Source organism: Citrobacter sp. CK206 (assembly GCF_030333125.1).
Taxonomy (GTDB): Bacteria; Pseudomonadota; Gammaproteobacteria; order Enterobacterales; family Enterobacteriaceae; genus Citrobacter_B; species Citrobacter_B koseri.
Genome location: NZ_JAOWGM010000028.1, coordinates 29215 through 45477 on the forward strand (window position 1 = coordinate 29215; position 16263 = coordinate 45477).

The window sequence follows — 16263 nt, forward strand, 5'->3', positions numbered from 1 at the left end:
CGGTACGTAAGAACCGCGCTATTCTACTCAGTTTCCTGGGCTTCGCTTACCCCTTTACGAAATATTGCCTGTAATCCCGACAGGTCGCCCATCGCGCCGTTCTGGTTCGCCTGGCTCCATTCGGCCACCTGAATGCCGCTCCAGCTCAGGATATAACCGGCGTGGAGCGCCAGTTGCTCAAAGAAGATGCGCTGCGCCAGTCCGCTGCCGATACGAAAAGGATGCAGCACGTTAATTTCACAGTAGTAGTGCGCCAGACGATCGGCGAATTTCTCTTTCGTCAGCCCGACCAGATACCCCTCTTCTTCCAGATCCTGCATCAGGGCGTTGCCCTCTTTTTCGATGTAGGCAAAATGGCAAAAACGGGTATCGCCCTGATATATATCGACCTCGCGCAGTTGTCCGGCCCAGTCAAAAACATCCTGATACAGCTGGCGATGAATGGCGCGCAGGTGAGGCAGTCCGCGTACCAGGGGGCCTAGTTCAATCGTCGCGGCACGCAGTGCGGTCAGTTCATACGCCGCCTGCTCCAGACGCTGAACCTGCCGGATGCCTAAGCGGTTACGCATGATGTTCAGGCCGGGATACAGATAGGGGTCGCGTCCATCACCAAACTTATCGCTCATAGTGCCTCCTTAATTCTGCCAGGCGCACCAGTGCTTCTTCGGCGGTCAGGGTAACTAACGGGATGTCCACCCCTTCCAGACGTCGACTCTCCTGGAAATTGATATTTCGTCGTTGTTCCCAGAGGCGAGACTTTTGTTTATCGGTGAGTTTTTTCACGAGACCTCCCTGAATGTGCCTGCACTTGCCACAAGTATAAGCAGCAAATTCAGGTTACGCAGAGGTCAGGAATCGCGCGGGCATTGCTGGCCCGCGCAGAATGCCATTACGGCAGGACTTTGGCGGAAAGGATAACTATCGGTTTTGAAGGAACATTTTGGTAAGGGCCGACATCATGTGTCTGCACCTGAGAGATTTTGTCAGCGACATCCATCCCTTTCACAACTTTACCAAATACGGCGTAGCCAAAATCGCGCTGGCCGTGATCCAGGAAGGCGTTGTCGGCAACGTTGATAAAGAACTGGCTGGTTGCGCTGTCTTTATCTGCGGTACGCGCCATCGCAATGGTGCCACGGGTGTTGCGCAGCCCGTTGTCCGCTTCGTTTTTGATCGGCGGGTTAGGTTTCTTTTGCTGCATCTGCTCGTTAAAACCGCCGCCCTGCACCATAAAGCCGGGGATCACACGGTGGAACGTGGTGTTGTTATAGAAACCGCTGTTGACATAATCGACAAAGTTTTGCACTGAAACTGGCGCTTTCTGGCTATTCAGTTCCAGTTCAATATTTCCGGCGGAGGTCGTCAGCAGAACATGTGGGTCACCTTTCGCTGCCAACGCTACAGGAGAGAGAGCAGAAAGAGCGAGAACAGCTGCAACAGCCGCCAGAGTCGATTTGAGCATGAGATTTCCTTAACGAGAGCAGTAACAAAAGCAAGTAGATTGATTCTAAAGAGCCTTCAAGGAGCAGGCCAGCCCTTTACCTAATTTTACGTATCTGAAACAAATGTAACCTTACGATTTTGTTGTGCTTTTCGGCATATTAATGTGATCACCGTCACGTTAAAAAATGTAACGCTTACAGTAATTGCTAATAAACATTTAAATACATCACTAAAACGCCTAAAATCTGCCCGCTCACGGCGCTGTCAACGCGCTTTACACCTCTATACACAGGCCAGTCATGACTAACAGCAATCGCATCAAGCTCACATGGATTAGCTTTCTCTCCTACGCCCTGACAGGCGCGTTGGTAATTGTCACCGGGATGGTGATGGGAAACATTGCAGAGTATTTCAACCTGCCCGTTTCCAGTATGAGTAACACATTCACCTTTCTTAACGCCGGTATCCTGATCTCTATTTTCCTGAATGCCTGGCTGATGGAAATTATCCCGCTGAAAACGCAGCTGCGTTTTGGCTTTGTGTTGATGGTGCTGGCCGTGGCCGGGCTGATGCTCAGCCATAGCCTGGCGCTTTTCTCTGCGGCAATGTTTGTACTGGGTCTGGTGAGCGGTATCACCATGTCGATCGGTACTTTCCTGATCACCCAGATGTATGAAGGCCGTCAGCGTGGTTCTCGCCTGCTGTTCACCGACTCCTTCTTCAGTATGGCCGGGATGATCTTCCCGATGGTCGCCGCTTACCTGCTGGCGCGCAGCATTGAGTGGTACTGGGTATACGCCTGCATCGGTCTGGTCTACGTGGCGATTTTCATCCTGACCTTCGGCTGCGAATTTCCGGCGCTGGGTAAACACGCGCAGAAAACGGAAACGCCGGTGGTAAAAGAGAAATGGGGCATTGGCGTTCTGTTCCTGTCCATCGCCGCGCTGTGCTACATCCTCGGTCAGTTAGGTTTCATCTCCTGGGTGCCGGAATACGCCAAAGGTCTGGGCATGAGCCTGAACGACGCCGGTACGCTGGTCAGCGATTTCTGGATGTCGTACATGTTCGGCATGTGGGCCTTCAGCTTCATTCTGCGCTTCTTTGATCTGCAACGTATCCTGACGGTACTGGCGGGTCTGGCAGCGGTGCTGATGTACCTGTTCATTAAGGCCCAGCCGGAGCATATGGCGTGGTTTATTCTGACGCTCGGCTTCTTCTCCAGCGCCATTTACACCTCAATCATTACGCTGGGTTCGCAGCAAACCAAAGTGCCGTCGCCGAAGCTGGTTAACTTTGTGCTGACCTGCGGCACCATTGGCACCATGCTGACCTTCGTGGTGACAGGCCCGATCGTGGCGCACAGCGGCCCGCAGGCCGCGTTGCTCACCGCAAACGGTCTGTATGCCGTAGTGTTTGTGATGTGCTTTATCCTCGGGTTTGTTACCCGTCATCGCCAGCATAACGTGCCAGCAGCGCACTGATGATGATTTGCCCGGTGGCGCAAGCTTACCGGGCCTACATGTAACTTGTAGGCCGGATAAGACGCATAGCGTCGCCATCCGGCTTTTTAATCCTGCTTCTTCGCGCAATTTCCCCCTCCTCCTGACGGCGTAGACCTCGCATTCTTTAGAGGTAGACCTTCTTACGCTAATAACCCCTCATTTTGTACGTTATTTGCACAACAACGAAATGTCTGACAATTCCGTGACTTATAAAAATGCTGACAAATCAGCAATATACCTCTTAAGGAGTATATAAGGCCGAATTTGATTTACATCAATAAGCGGGGTTGCTGAATCGTTAAGGTAGGCAGTAATAGAAAAGAAATCGAGGCAAAAATGAGCAAAGTCAGACTCGCTATTATCGGTAATGGTATGGTCGGCCATCGCTTTATTGAGGACCTTCTTGATAAATCCGACGCTGCCAATTTTGACATTACCGTGTTCTGTGAAGAACCCCGCAAAGCATACGACCGTGTCCACCTGTCTTCCTACTTCTCCCACCACACCGCTGAAGAGCTGTCTCTGGTGCGTGAAGGCTTTTATGAGAAGCACGGCGTTAACGTTCTGGTCGGCGAACGCGCCATTACGATCAACCGTCAGGAGAAGGTCATCCACTCCAGCGCGGGTCGTACGGTTTATTACGATAAACTGATCATGGCGACCGGCTCCTACCCGTGGATCCCGCCAATTAAAGGTTCCGAAACCCAGGACTGCTTTGTTTACCGTACCATTGAAGATCTCAACGCCATTGAAGCCTGCGCCCGTCGCAGCAAACGCGGCGCGGTGGTCGGCGGCGGCCTGCTGGGTCTGGAAGCCGCTGGCGCGCTGAAAAACTTAGGCGTCGAAACCCACGTTATCGAATTTGCCCCCATGCTGATGGCAGAACAGCTGGATCAGATGGGCGGCGAGCAGCTACGCCGTAAAATCGAAAGCATGGGCGTGCGCGTACACACCAGCAAAAACACCAAAGAGATCGTTCAGGAAGGCACCGAAGCGCGTAAAACCATGCGTTTTGCCGACGGTAGCGAGCTGGAAGTCGATTTCATCGTTTTCTCTACCGGTATCCGCCCGCGTGACAAACTGGCCACCCAGTGCGGCCTGGACGTCGCTCAGCGCGGCGGTATCGTGATTAACGACGCCTGTCAGACGTCTGACCCGGATATCTACGCGATTGGCGAATGCGCCAGCTGGAACAACCGCGTGTACGGTCTGGTCGCGCCTGGCTACAAAATGGCGCAGGTTGCCGTTGACCACATCCTCGAAACCGAAAACGTGTTTGAAGGCGCAGACCTCAGCGCCAAGCTGAAACTGCTGGGCGTGGACGTCGGCGGCATTGGCGATGCGCATGGCCGCACGCCGGGCGCGCGTAGCTACGTTTACCTCGACGAAAGCAAAGAGGTCTACAAACGCCTCATCGTCAGCGAAGACAACAAAACCCTGCTCGGCGCGGTACTGGTGGGCGATACCAGCGATTACGGCAACCTGCTGCAACTGGTGCTGAACGAGATTGAACTGCCGGAAAACCCGGACTCGCTGATCCTGCCAGCACATTCTGGCAGCGGTAAGCCTTCCATTGGCGTTGATAAACTGCCGGACAGCGCGCAAATCTGTTCCTGCTTTGACGTCACCAAAGGGATGCTGGTCGCCGCCATCAACAAAGGCTGCCACACCGTTGCGGCGCTGAAAGCGGAAACCAAAGCCGGTACTGGCTGCGGCGGCTGTATTCCGCTGGTTACTCAGGTTCTGAACGCCGAACTGGCGAAACAGGGTATTGAAGTGAACAACAACCTGTGTGAGCACTTTGCGTACTCGCGTCAGGAACTGTTCCACCTCATCCGCGTGGAAGGCATTAAAACCTTTGAAGAACTGCTGGCGAAACACGGTAAAGGCTACGGCTGCGAAGTGTGTAAACCGACCGTCGGTTCTCTGCTGGCCTCCTGCTGGAACGAATACATTCTGAAGCCACAGCACACCCCACTACAGGATACCAACGACAACTTCCTGGCGAACATCCAGAAAGACGGCACCTACTCCGTGATCCCGCGTTCTGCGGGCGGCGAAATCACGCCGGAAGGTCTGGTGGCCGTAGGTCGCATCGCGCGTGAGTTTAACCTGTACACCAAAATTACCGGTTCTCAGCGTATCGGTCTGTTCGGCGCGCAGAAAGACGATCTGCCGGAAATCTGGCGTCAGCTGATTGAAGCGGGCTTCGAAACCGGTCACGCGTATGCCAAAGCGCTGCGTATGGCGAAAACCTGCGTGGGCAGCACCTGGTGCCGCTACGGCGTGGGCGATAGCGTCGGCTTCGGCGTCGAGCTGGAAAACCGTTACAAAGGCATCCGTACCCCGCACAAAATGAAATTTGGCGTCTCCGGCTGTACCCGTGAATGTGCGGAAGCCCAGGGTAAAGACGTGGGGATTATCGCCACGGAAAAAGGCTGGAACCTGTACGTCTGCGGTAACGGCGGGATGAAACCGCGTCATGCGGACCTGCTGGCGGCGGATATCGACCGCGAAACGCTGGTTAAATACCTCGACCGCTTCATGATGTTCTACATCCGTACCGCCGACAAACTGACCCGTACCGCACCGTGGTTAGATAACCTGGAAGGCGGCATCGACTACCTGAAGTCGGTCATCATCGACGACAAACTGGGCCTGAACGCACATCTGGAAGAAGAGATGACCCGCCTGCGTGCAGCGGTGGTGTGCGAGTGGACGGAGACCGTGAATACACCGTCTGCGCAGGTTCGTTTCAGACACTTTATCAACAGCGATAAGCGCGACCCGAATGTTCAGGTGGTGCCTGAGCGTGAACAGCATCGTCCGGCAACGCCGTACGAGCGCATTCCGGTAACTCTGGTGGAGGAAAACGCATGAGCCAGTGGAAAAACATCTGCAAAATCGATGACATTCTGCCGGAAACCGGCGTCTGCGCGCTGTTAGGCGAAAAGCAGGTCGCCATTTTCCGTCCATATCACAGCGACCAGGTATTCGCGATCAGCAATATCGACCCGTTTTTTGAGTCCAGCGTGCTGTCGCGCGGGTTGATTGCCGAGCATCAGGGCGAACTGTGGGTTGCCAGCCCGCTGAAAAAACAGCGGTTCCGTCTGAGCGACGGTCTGTGCATGGAAGATGAAAGCCATTCCGTCGCGCACTACGAAGCTCGCGTGAAAGACGGCGTGGTGCAACTGCGCGGTTGATGAATTTGGGGAGGCGCAACGCCTCCCTTTTTGACGTCTTTGTAGGCCCGATTTTGTAGGCCTGATAAGCGCAGCGCCATCAGGCAAACATACCGCCGGATGGCGGCATAAATGCCTTATCCGGCCTACGGCTTTACGATTTTTCAAGGACAATCAAATGGTTACAGGCCCGATTTTGTAGGCCTGATAAGCGTAGCGCCATCAGGCAAAACATACCGCCGGATGGCGGCATAAATGCCTTATCCGGCCTACGGTTTTACGATTTCTTTTTTAATTTTATTGTTTTTACTTCAAGGATAATCAAATGTTTACAGACACTATTAACAAGTGTGCGGCTAACGCTGCGCGCATTGCACGCCTGTCGGCAAATAATCCGCTCGGTTTCTGGGTGAGTTCCGCAATGGCTGGCGCCTACGTCGGTCTCGGCATCATTCTTATTTTTACCCTCGGCAATCTGCTTGACCCCTCCGTTCGCCCGCTGGTGATGGGCGCTACCTTCGGCATCGCCTTAACGCTGGTGATCATCGCCGGTTCTGAACTCTTTACCGGCCACACCATGTTCCTGACGCTCGGCGTAAAAGCGGGCACCATCAGCCACGGTCAGATGTGGGCGATTCTGCCGCAAACCTGGCTGGGCAACCTGGTGGGCTCCGTGTTCGTCGCGCTGCTGTATAGCTGGGGCGGCGGCAGTCTGCTGCCGGTCGATACCAGCATCGTTCACACGGTTGCACTGGCGAAAACTACCGCGCCCGCCACGGTACTGTTCTTTAAAGGCGCGCTGTGCAACTGGCTGGTTTGCCTGGCGATCTGGATGGCGATTCGTACCGAAGGCGCGGCGAAATTCCTCGCTATCTGGTGGTGTCTGCTGGCGTTCATCGCGTCCGGCTACGAGCACTCCGTCGCCAACATGACGCTGTTCGCCCTCTCCTGGTTCGGCCATCACGGCGACGCCTACACGCTGGCGGGAATTGGTCATAACCTGCTGTGGGTGACTCTCGGCAATACTTTGTCCGGTGTCGTATTCATGGGATTAGGTTATTGGTATGCTACGCCAAAAGCGGAGCGTCCGGCTCCGGCAAAAATCAATCAAACTGAAGCTACTGCCAATAATTAAGAGGTAATGTCGTGGACCATTTGCCTATATTTTGTCAATTACGCAATCGTGACTGTCTGCTCGTCGGCGGTGGCGATGTCGCAGAACGCAAAGCGCGGTTACTGCTGGAAGCAGGCGCTCGATTAACGGTCAACGCGCTGGCGTTTATTCCGCAGTTCACCGTGTGGGCAAATGAAGGCATGTTAACGTTGGTTGAAGGGGCATTCGAAGAATCCCTGCTCGACGGATGCTGGCTGGCGATCGCCGCGACCGATGATGACGCCGTGAACCAGCAGGTGAGCGAAGCCGCTGAATCACGCCGCATTTTCTGCAACGTGGTCGATGCGCCAAAAGCCGCCAGTTTCATCATGCCCTCCATTATCGACCGCTCACCGCTGATGGTGGCGGTCTCCTCCGGCGGCACTTCGCCCGTTCTCGCACGCTTGCTGCGCGAGAAACTGGAGTCCTTGCTGCCCCAGCACCTCGGCCAGGTCGCGCATTACGCCGGCCAGCTCCGCGCGCGGGTGAAAAAGCAGTTCGCCACAATGGGCGAGCGCCGTCGCTTCTGGGAAAAACTGTTCATCAACGACAGGCTCGCGCAGTCGCTGGCGAATGCCGATGCGAAAGCGGTGTCGGAGATCACCGAGCAGATGCTTAGCGAACCGCTGGATCACCGTGGTGAAGTAGTGCTGGTGGGCGCGGGCCCTGGCGACGCCGGGCTGCTGACGCTGAAAGGGTTACAACAGATCCAACAGGCGGATGTGGTGGTGTATGACCGCCTGGTCTCCGACGACATTATGAATCTGGTACGCCGCGACGCTGACCGCGTGTTCGTTGGCAAACGCGCGGGCTATCACTGCGTTCCCCAGGAAGAGATTAACCAGATCCTGCTGCGAGAAGCGCAGAAAGGCAGACGCGTGGTGCGTCTGAAAGGCGGCGATCCGTTTATCTTCGGTCGCGGCGGCGAAGAGCTGGAAACGCTGTGCCACGCCGGTATTCCGTTCTCGGTTGTTCCCGGTATTACCGCGGCCTCCGGGTGCTCGGCTTATTCCGGCGTTCCGCTGACTCACCGCGACTACGCGCAAAGCGTGCGTCTGGTCACCGGGCACCTGAAAACGGGCGGCGAGCTGGACTGGGAAAACCTGGCGGCGGAGAAACAAACGCTGGTGTTCTATATGGGGCTGAATCAGGCGGCGACCATTCAGGAAAAGCTGATCGCGTTTGGTATGCAGGCCGATATGCCTGTGGCGCTGGTTGAAAACGGTACCGCCGTCAAGCAGCGCGTGGTCAGCGGCGTTCTTGCGCAATTAGGCGAGCTGGCGAAACAGGTCGAAAGCCCGGCGCTGATTATTGTCGGTCGAGTGGTCGCGTTACGCGATAAGCTAAACTGGTTCTCAAACCATTAATAAATATAGATGCCCTATATCAGGGCATCTTTTTTTTAACACTTTAACGATCATTCATTCTTACATTACACTTTAAATAAGCTAAATCCATTCATTGCGTAAATATAAAAAAGAATAACGCCATAAAATACCGCACAAAATATCCATTATTTCTTTTTTATTCGCTAAATAAATTCACCACACGAATATCGACAAAATAAAGGCTGGATTGACGCCCCCTGGGTAGTCAGTGGCAAAATAGCGCCATTCATTAATTTTGCAAATAAAGGTTGTCTGTCAGGGCCGCCTTATATTTCTTATTTTATTTACAGGATGGCAACTATGTTTATGCAAAGGAAAAAACTCCTTGCAGTGGGTATTGCGATTGCACTGCAAACATATTACTGCCCGGCAATTGCGGCAGAGAATACAGAAGATGAGAAAGAATGTCCGGTAAATATTTCGTCGTTATCTCAGGCGGAACGCAATAAGTTACCGGCGAAATGTCTGACGGCAGAAGCCGGGCAGGATAACCATTGGGCATGGGTCGCCAGCGGCGTAGCGGCTCTGGCGGCGGGCATCGCCATTGGCAATCACAGCGACGGCGATTCTCACCACCATTCAACAACGCCAGTCCCGCCAGACGACGGGGGCGACGTTACCCCAACGCCGCCGGATGACGGCGGAGATGTCACCCCAACGCCTCCCGATGATGGCGGCGACGTCACACCGCCTGATGATGGCGGTGATACGCCAGTACCGCCTGACGACACGTCCGTGACGACCTTCAGCAATCAGGTGACGCTGGATAAAGGCACAGACACCCTGCACTTCGACGACATCAAACTGGATAACGGCGAGCACCTCGGCGAAGCCACGCTCAGTTATTCCGAACAAGACGCGCAGTGGCAGTTAACCACCCAGGACGGCAAAACGCTGGCGATTTCCGGCTGGAACGTTACCGACAGCAACGCGGCCGTGATTGAAGGCGCTCAGGCCAACGGCTTTTACTGGAAGTACGACAGTCGGGGCTATCTGATCCTCGCGGATAACAATACTCAGGTTGTCAGCGGAGACGGCAAAACGCACACCACCGATCGCGAACTGGATATCAGCGGGAAAAATCGTACCGGCGTCATTATCTCGGGCGATAACACCCGTAATACGCTGAACGGGGATTCCACCGTAACCAATGGCGCAGTTGGCCTGGTTATTAGCGGCGACGGCACCACTAACGCTATCTCAGGCAAAAGTACGGTAGATGGCGCTACCGGGGCGTTAATTTCCGGCAATGGCACCTCGACCTCGCTCTCCGGCGATATCACCATCGGCGGCGGCGGTACGGGCATCGTTATCGATGGTGATAACGCCCTCATTGATAATGCGGGGACTTCCAGCATTAGCGGCGCAGGTTCTACCGGTTCCATCATTAACGGCAATGACATTCGCCTCATCAACAAGGGGGAATTAAACGTTTCTGATGGCGGCACCGGGGCAAAAATCACCGGCGACAATGCTATCGTCGATAACAAAGGCCATTCGACAACCCGCGGTATCGGCTCTACGGGGCTGTACATTGAGGGTGATAATGCGCTGGTGATTAATGAAGGTAATCAGCTCATCGCCGATGGCGCGACGGGCGTGCGCATTGATGGCGACAACGCCCGCGTACTCAATACCGGCAATATGGCTGTCGACGGCGCTGGCTCAACAATCGCCACCATTACGGGCAATAACGCTGACATGACGCAGAATGGCGATCTGTTGGTTATGAATGGCGCGACGGGTCTGACCATCAACGGCGAAGAAAGCGAACTCACAAACAGCGGCACCACCACCGTGCGTAACGACGGCTCTGTCGGCTTCGTTGTGGCCGGTACACAAAACACCTTCAACAACAAAGGTAATATCAACACCAGCCTTAACGGTACGGGAACGCTGATCAGCGGTACTGAATCGCAGGTCAGTCTGACGGGCGATATTAACGTGACTGCGGCTCAGGACAGCAGCGGTGTATTTCGTGGGGCAACCGGTCTTAACGTTTCTGGCGACACGAATACGACAACCATTCTGGGTAATGTGAACATCGAGGGCAGTTACCCGCAAGACGCTCAAATTAAAAGCGATGAGCAGTTACAAGGCATTACCGTCAACGGCAATCAAAATACGGTCAATCTGGATGGCGCGATGAATATCCATCTTGACAGTTCTGATATCAGCTCTGGGTATGCGAGCGTTGTCGGCCTCGATATCAGCGGCAGCGGTAACGCCGTGAATGTCGCCGGTGGTATAAACATCGACTTTTCCCAAAACGAAGCGGCTGCTGGCTCTGAAGCTATCGGTATCAACATTGATGGTGACAACACGTTAACGCTAAGCGGTAAATCTACCGTGGATATGACCACTATCTCAGGTGGCCAGGCCACGCTGGCAAACGTTAATAATGGCGGCTCCCTGCTCGTTACCGATGACGCCACAATTGAAGTGAACGCCGACTATCTGTACACACATTACTCCGTCGGAAATAAAGCCCTGCTGTCAGCCCATGGCCAGGGCTCGACGATTGAAAATCAGGGCGATATTACCACCCACGGAACAGCCAACGTTCTCCTTGCCGATCAGGGAGCGGAAGCGAGCAACAGTGGCAATATTCTCATCTACGGAAGCAGTGACGATACGGGAGATAACCGTTCTGCCATCACCAGTGCAAATCGCGAAGATGCGGTCGTACACAACAAAGCGGGGGCCGATATCACCCTCTTTTCTAACCAAACGCCAGAGTACATTGACGGCATCAATCTCTACCCGGAAAGATGGTATACCCACACGCTTTACGCCATGCTGGCGGCCCAGGGCGGCAGCGTCGTTAATGATAAAGGAGCGACCGTCCATTTACAGGGCGCGGGAGCATATGGCGTCAGTGCCAGTGTAGGGACGGCGTTAAACGAAGGCGATATTTATCTGGATGGTTTTATCCCGACGCTGGACGATGAAAACAATATCATCAGCACAGACTACTGGCAGCCGACACACCTCTATTTGACCAGCTCGGCAATGGTTGCCGGTTCCACCGACAGCGGCTACGGTGACGCCACGGCCATCAACACCGGCACCATCACCGTCAACAACGCCGGGTTCGGTATGATGGCGCTCAACGGCGGCACGGCCGTTAACCAGGGTACTATTACGCTGACCGCTGATGAAGGTGTGACCGGCGAGGAAAACCAACTGGTGGGGATGGCCGCATTAAACGGCGGCACCGTCGTGAACGACACCACCGGCACCATCAATATTGATGCCGACTACGGCCAGGCGTTCCTTAGCGACAGCAACAGCTACATCATCAATAACGGCGCCATCAACCTGAACGGCAGCCCGATGGACGAAAACGACCCGCATATGGGTTCCACGCCAACCGACAAAATCTGGATACGGTCGCTGCCCGGCAGCGGCGACAGCGATAGCCAAACGTCAGAAGCGGGCTTTTTCACCACCGGAGCGCTGGCGAATTACGGCAATGAAACGCTGAACGGCGATATCGATGTTAGCGGCTGGCTGTACAACGAAGCAGGCGCCACGCTGACCGTCAACGGCGATATGGAGATTAATGCCGGAGGCGATCTGGAAAACCACGGGACGATGCATGTCGATACGATCACCACGTATCACAGCCTGTTCAACCGCGCAGACGGCAGCCTGACCACTGACCTCCTGACGCTTAATGGCGATATCACCCTGTTCAACGAGGGCAGCTTTACCGGCTCAATTGCAGGAACCTCTTACGCCCAGGAAGTCGTCAATACCGGCAATATGACGGTGGCGGAAGATGGCAAATCGCTCATCAACGGCAGCTTTGCGTTTTATAACCAGGAAGGCGCAACGCTTACCAACAGCGGCAGCGCGGTAGAAGGCGGCGAAAACACCATCATCAACATGACGCGAACCGACAGTTCCATCGCTCAGGTGAACAGCGGCACCATTACCGCCACCAACGGTTACAGCGCCATCACCACCGCGAATGCCAGCAACTCCCCGATGTGGATCTGGAACACGGAAACCGGCGTGATTAATGGTATTAACCCGGACGCCCCCCTGATCAACCTCAGCCGTGGCTATAGCTTTGGCAACGAAGGGACCATTAACGTCCAGGGCGACAATGCCGTGGCGATCAGCGGCGGCACCAGCAGTTATATCATCGACCTGGTCAACAGCGGCACCATCAACGTCGGCACCGAACAGGGGCAAATAGACGGAACCAACGGCACCGGACTTATCGGCATCAAAGGCAACGGCAACGCCACCACCATCAACAACACCGCCGATGGCGTGATCAACGTGTACGCGAATGACTCTTACGCGTTTGGCGGCCAGAGCAAAACCATCATCAATAATGGCGAAGTGAATCTGCTGTGCGACACCGGCTGCGGCATCTACGCCCCTGGCACTACGGGTACGCAGGACGATCACAACGGTACGGCAGATATCGTGATCCCGGATGCGATTGTCGCGCCGACGCAGGGTGATATTCCAGCGCCTCCGGCCGATCCGAACGCGCCGCAGATGTTAAGCAACTACATTGTGGGCACCAATGCCGACGGCAGTTCCGGTACGCTGAAAGCGAATAACCTGATGATTGGCGACGACGTGAAGGTGAATACCGGCTTTACCGCAGGTACGGCAGAGACCACCGTCGTGGTCGATAACGCCTTTACCGGCAGTAATATCCAGGGCGCGGACAATATCACCTCCACCAGCGTGGTGTGGAACGCCCAGGGCAGCACCGACGGCGACGGCAACGTTGACATCACCATGACCAAAAACGCCTATGCGGATGTGGCGACGGAGAGTTCCGTCAGCGACGTCGCACAGGCGCTGGACGCCGGGTATACCAACAATGAGTTGTACAACAGCCTGAACGTTGGCACGACCGCAGAGCTGAACAACGCCCTGAAGCAGGTCAGCGGTAGCCAGGCGAACACCGTCTTCCGCGAAGCCCGCGTACTCAGCAATCGCTTTACGATGCTGGCGGACGCCGCGCCGCAGGTGAAAGACGGTCTGGCGTTCAACGTGATGGCGAAAGGCGATCCGCGTGCCGAACTGGGTAACGACACCCAGTACGACATGCTGGCGCTGCGTCAGACGCTGGATCTGACCGCCAGCCAGAACCTGACGCTGGAATACGGTATTGCCCGTCTGGACGGCGACGGTTCGCAGAAAGCGGGCGACAACGGCGTGACCGGCGGCTACAGCCAGTTCTTCGGCCTGAAGCACAGCATGACCTTTAATGAGGGTCTGGCCTGGAACAACAGCCTGCGTTATGACGTGCATAACCTCGACAGCAGCCGCTCTGTCGCCTATGGCGACGTCAATAAAGTGGCGGATTCTGACGCCCGTCAGCAGTACATGGAGTTCCGCAGCGAAGGGGCAAAAACCTTTAACCTGATGGACGATGCGCTGAAAATCACGCCGTATGCGGGCGTTAAGCTGCGTCATACACTGGAAGAAGGTTACAAAGAGCGCAGCGCCGGGGACTTCAACCTGTCGATGAACAGCGGCAGCGAAACGGCCGTAGATTCCGTGCTTGGCCTGAAAATGGACTACGCCGGGGAAAACGGCTGGAGCGCAAGCGCCACGCTGGAAGGCGGCCCGAACCTGAGCTACACGAAAAGCCAGCGTAGCGCCACGCTGGCGGGTGCAAGCGACCAGCGCTTTAGCGTTGACGACGGCCAGAAAGGCGGCGGTCTGAACGGTCTGGCAAAGATGGGCGTGAAGTACAGCGCCCAGGACAGCAGCCTGCATCTTGACGCTTATCAGTGGAAAGAGGATGGCATCAGCGATAAAGGCTTTATGCTGAACTTTAAGAAAACATTCCGTTAATTAAATAAACGCCACGGTCTGGAGAATATACATCATCTCCAGGCCGTTTTTATTATGCTGAATCTACGCAAAGCATATTATCCGCAGAATAAGAAGTCCTTATCTGGACTACCTCGCTCCCTTATTAATTGATATGGTAACGTCCGCAAAATGGATTTTTCCATTTATCTCATACAATTAAAATTGTTTTATTTACAAGGATTTTGTCATGTTTAAAATTGCAAAGATTGCCGTTGTGGCAGGGATGCTGGCTACGCTCACCGCGTGTACGGGTCATATCGAAAACAAAAAGAATGATTGCAGTTACGATTATTTACTTCACCCGGCAATTTCTATTTCAAAAATTATTGGTGGTTGCGGCCCGGCTGCGGATCAATAATCGAAACCGTTGTCGCACGATACAAAAAAACCGGGGATTCCCCGGTTTTTTCATGTGTGTTTGCCATCACAATGCCGAACCATTGTAGGCCTGATAAGCGCAGCGCCATCAGGCTTTCGTGCACACATACACGCCGGATGGCGGCGTAAACGCCTTATCCGGCCTACGGTGTTGTACGCTGTAGGCCTGATAAGCGCAGCGCCATCAGGCTTTCGTGCGCACATACACGCCGGATGGCGGCGTAAACGCCTTATCCGGCCTACGGTGCTGTACGCTGTAGGCCTGATAAGCGCAGCGCCATCAGGCTTTCCCGCAAAATACGTAACACCGTTTCTTCGCCGCTGCGGTTGGGATTAATACGAATCGCATAACGCGCCAGACCCGGACGGGCCGCACGAAACGTACCGGAAAGGCGATAAAACAATGGCGGGATTTCATACTTGGACTCCGCGCCTACCGGGTAAGGCAACGCCCCGCGCTTTTGCGCCTCCTCCAGCACCTTTTCGGCAACGGGCTGGTGGAACTCCACAATTAACACTTTCGATTGCGCATTCGCAATCACCGCCTGCTTCACTTCCGGCACGACTCCACTGTTTAACAAGGCGAGTAAACGTTCCGTCACCCCGGCCTGCACTGCGTGCATCACTGGCGCGAAAACCAGGCCACGAAGCACCGCCAGCGCCTGCGCGCCCTGAATCTGGCTGCCGCCGGAATACATCGTCGCACGTATTCTGGCGATGGCTTCCGCCTCCCCCACCACCGCGCCGGTGCCTTCAGGCCCGAAGAGTTTAAAACAGGAAAACGTGGACAGCGTGGCCCCACATTCACAGCCAATACGCGCCACTTTCATCACCGCATAATTATCGTCGGTCAGCGTGGGGACGCCGCGTCGCGCAAGCTCCGCCAGCACCCCGGCCAGAGAATAGCAATCCTGCGGTTGCTGACGCGTATGTTGCACCAGCGCCGCATGGGGACGATGCTCTGCGATAACCTGCGTTATCGTCGCCAGATCGTTGAAATCCGCTCTGACAAGTACAATCCCCATCTGCTCGACGATCCCCTGCGTTGTGGGATAAACCGGCGCATCATGCACCAGAAGGCGTTGCCCCGGTTTCAGCAGCGCGGCCAGCCCGGCCCGAATCGCGCCAGTTCCCGCGCCCTGCACCAGCACCGCGTCCTCAGCATGAAACGCCTCCGCCAGCACTTTTTCCACTTGCCGGGTGGTTCCCGGCTGGTTAAGCCCCGGACTTAACCCCAGATCGCCACCCTTTAAAAAATCCGCGCCTGGGAAATAACGACACACCGTGTCCACCAGCGCAAACTGCTTCTGCTGCGCCTCGGCGAGCGTCAGGCTTTGCAGGGGAAAGGTTTTCATTTAGAC

At 55.0% G+C, this 16263-nt stretch carries 11 protein-coding genes; 7 read left to right on the forward strand and 4 right to left on the reverse strand.

Going from position 1 to position 16263, the window contains the following annotated elements:
* Nucleotides 1–23: 23 nt before the first annotated feature.
* The 3 genes from OGX81_RS12775 to ppiA all read right to left on the reverse strand — a co-directional run bounded on the left by OGX81_RS12775 (nucleotide 24) and on the right by ppiA (nucleotide 1462).
* Nucleotides 24–626, reverse strand: a complete 603-nt coding sequence (locus OGX81_RS12775) for a putative adenosine monophosphate-protein transferase Fic (RefSeq protein WP_104868103.1) — start codon at nucleotides 624–626, stop codon at nucleotides 24–26.
* A complete protein-coding gene (gene ficA, locus OGX81_RS12780; protein ID WP_012135470.1) occupies nucleotides 616–783 on the reverse strand; it encodes a FicA/YhfG family antitoxin in 168 nt (55 codons plus the stop codon). The genes OGX81_RS12775 and ficA overlap by 11 nt, the downstream gene beginning before the upstream one ends.
* Nucleotides 784–889: 106 nt before the next feature.
* The gene (gene ppiA, locus OGX81_RS12785) at nucleotides 890–1462 is read right to left on the reverse strand and encodes a peptidylprolyl isomerase A (RefSeq protein WP_012135471.1); all 573 of its coding nucleotides are present in this window, start codon (nucleotides 1460–1462) and stop codon (nucleotides 890–892) included.
* A gap of 280 nt (nucleotides 1463–1742) precedes the next feature.
* On the opposite strand from ppiA, the gene tsgA reads away from it, so the two are divergent.
* From tsgA to OGX81_RS12820, 7 genes are all read left to right on the forward strand, one after another.
* Entirely contained in the window at nucleotides 1743–2924 is a 1182-nt protein-coding gene (tsgA, locus tag OGX81_RS12790; protein ID WP_101744209.1) for an MFS transporter TsgA, read from the forward strand.
* 357 nt (nucleotides 2925–3281) lie between these two features.
* Nucleotides 3282–5825, forward strand: coding sequence for an NADPH-nitrite reductase large subunit (gene nirB, locus OGX81_RS12795; RefSeq protein WP_104868102.1), 2544 nt, complete (start codon nucleotides 3282–3284; stop codon nucleotides 5823–5825).
* Nucleotides 5822–6148 carry a nitrite reductase small subunit NirD gene (gene nirD / locus OGX81_RS12800; protein WP_012135476.1) on the forward strand — a complete coding sequence of 109 codons (327 nt, stop codon included), beginning with the start codon at nucleotides 5822–5824 and terminating at the stop codon, nucleotides 6146–6148. Before nirB ends, nirD begins: the two co-directional genes overlap by 4 nt.
* A gap of 304 nt (nucleotides 6149–6452) precedes the next feature.
* The gene (gene nirC, locus OGX81_RS12805; protein ID WP_012135477.1) at nucleotides 6453–7262 is read left to right on the forward strand and encodes a nitrite transporter NirC; all 810 of its coding nucleotides are present in this window, start codon (nucleotides 6453–6455) and stop codon (nucleotides 7260–7262) included.
* A gap of 11 nt (nucleotides 7263–7273) precedes the next feature.
* Nucleotides 7274–8647, forward strand: coding sequence for a siroheme synthase CysG (gene cysG, locus OGX81_RS12810; protein WP_047460747.1), 1374 nt, complete (start codon nucleotides 7274–7276; stop codon nucleotides 8645–8647).
* Between the two features lie 327 nt (nucleotides 8648–8974).
* Nucleotides 8975–14503: a pectate lyase-fold domain-containing protein gene (locus OGX81_RS12815; RefSeq protein WP_104869098.1), complete on the forward strand. Its 5529-nt coding sequence runs from the start codon at nucleotides 8975–8977 to the stop codon at nucleotides 14501–14503.
* A 208-nt stretch (nucleotides 14504–14711) separates the two neighbouring features.
* A complete protein-coding gene (locus tag OGX81_RS12820) occupies nucleotides 14712–14882 on the forward strand; it encodes a YhfL family protein (protein WP_012135480.1) in 171 nt (56 codons plus the stop codon).
* 259 nt (nucleotides 14883–15141) lie between these two features.
* Here OGX81_RS12820 and OGX81_RS12825 read toward each other — a convergent pair whose 3' ends face one another.
* Entirely contained in the window at nucleotides 15142–16257 is a 1116-nt protein-coding gene (locus OGX81_RS12825) for an aminotransferase class I/II-fold pyridoxal phosphate-dependent enzyme (RefSeq protein WP_110123641.1), read from the reverse strand.
* Between the last annotated feature and the right edge of the window lie 6 nt (nucleotides 16258–16263).

Excerpts from the sequence above, each read along its gene's own strand:
- nirC (WP_012135477.1), top strand. The coding sequence starts at position 6,453 with ATGTTTACAGACACTATTAACAAGTGTGCGGCTAACGCTGCGCGCATT.
- OGX81_RS12815 (WP_104869098.1), top strand. The coding sequence starts at position 8,975 with ATGCAAAGGAAAAAACTCCTTGCAGTGGGTATTGCGATTGCACTGCAA.
- OGX81_RS12775 (WP_104868103.1), bottom strand. The coding sequence starts at position 626 with ATGAGCGATAAGTTTGGTGATGGACGCGACCCCTATCTGTATCCCGGC.
- nirB (WP_104868102.1), top strand. The coding sequence starts at position 3,282 with ATGAGCAAAGTCAGACTCGCTATTATCGGTAATGGTATGGTCGGCCAT.
- nirD (WP_012135476.1), top strand. The coding sequence starts at position 5,822 with ATGAGCCAGTGGAAAAACATCTGCAAAATCGATGACATTCTGCCGGAA.
- OGX81_RS12825 (WP_110123641.1), bottom strand. The coding sequence starts at position 16,257 with ATGAAAACCTTTCCCCTGCAAAGCCTGACGCTCGCCGAGGCGCAGCAG.
- ppiA (WP_012135471.1), bottom strand. The coding sequence starts at position 1,462 with ATGCTCAAATCGACTCTGGCGGCTGTTGCAGCTGTTCTCGCTCTTTCT.
- OGX81_RS12820 (WP_012135480.1), top strand. The coding sequence starts at position 14,712 with ATGTTTAAAATTGCAAAGATTGCCGTTGTGGCAGGGATGCTGGCTACG.
- tsgA (WP_101744209.1), top strand. The coding sequence starts at position 1,743 with ATGACTAACAGCAATCGCATCAAGCTCACATGGATTAGCTTTCTCTCC.